1 protein-coding gene is annotated in these 1,267 nt (G+C 69.2%); it reads right to left on the minus strand.

Annotation, left to right across the window (positions count from 1 at the left end; genetic code table 11):
- Positions 1-1,267 (minus strand): acyltransferase domain-containing protein (locus ACZ56B_RS32870; RefSeq protein ID WP_468798768.1); only part of this gene is annotated, 1,267 nt, incomplete at both ends.

Consider the following 1,267-nt stretch of genomic DNA (forward strand, 5'->3'; position numbering starts at 1 on the left):
AGCCAGTAGTGCTGGTGCTGGAAGGGATACGTCGGCAGCTCCGTCCGCCGCGCACTCCCCGCATCGAACGCAGCCGCCCAATCGACATCCACACCCCCCGCATACACCTCACCCACCGACCGCAAGAAACGGTCCAACCCACCCTCACCACGCCGCAACGACCCCACCACCAGGCCATCCACACCCACCGCACCCATCGTCTCCGCCACCACGAACCCCAACACCGGATGCGGACTCATCTCCACGAACACCCGACGCCCCGCACCCAACAGCCCCCGCGTCACCTCCTCCAGACGCACCTGCTCCCGCAGATTACGGAACCAATACCCACCATCCAGAACACCCGTATCAACCACCCCACCCGACACCGTCGACCAGAACTCCACCCCACCCGACACCCCCGGCACCGGCGACACCCCCGCCAACACCTCCGCCAGCTCCTCCTCAACCCCCTCGACCATCACCGAATGCGACGCGTAATCCACCGGCACCCGACGCACCCGCACCCCCTCACCCCGCAACTCCTCCTCCAACTCCCCCAACGCACCCACCGCACCCGCCACCACCACCGACGACGGACCATTCACCGCCGCCACCGACAACCCCGCACCCAAACGCCCCTCCACCACACCCACCGGCAGGGCGACCGACAACATCCCGCCCCCACCGGCCAACGACGACGCAATCACCCGACTCCGCCCCGCCACCACCCGCGCACCGTCCTCCAACGACAACCCACCCACCACACACGCGGCCGCGATCTCACCCTGCGAATGACCCACCACCGCAACCGGCTCCACACCCACCGACCGCCACAACCCCGCCAGCGACACCATCACCGCCCACAACACCGGCTGCACCACATCAACCCGCTCCAACGCCTCCTCATCACCCAGCACATCGACCAAGGACCACTCCACAAACGGCGCCAGCGCCTGCGCACACCGCCCCATCCACTCCGCGAACACCACCGACTCCGACAACAACCCCACCGCCATACCCGCCCACTGCGCCCCCTGACCCGGAAACACGAACACCACACCGGGATCACCACCCTGGGCAACGGACCCGGCCGCCCCCGTGTCCGGCGCGACGGCCAGGGCCGCCAGCCGCTCCACCGCCTCCTCATGATCACGGGCGACCACGACACCACGGTGGTCGAACGCCGCACGCGACGTCAGGGACAGGGCGACATCGGGCAGCGGGCGGTCCGGATGGACGCGGAGATGGTCGGCGAGCCGGCTCGCCTGCTCGCGCAGGGCCTCGG

This window comes from Streptomyces sp. NPDC034670, from assembly GCF_055574875.1.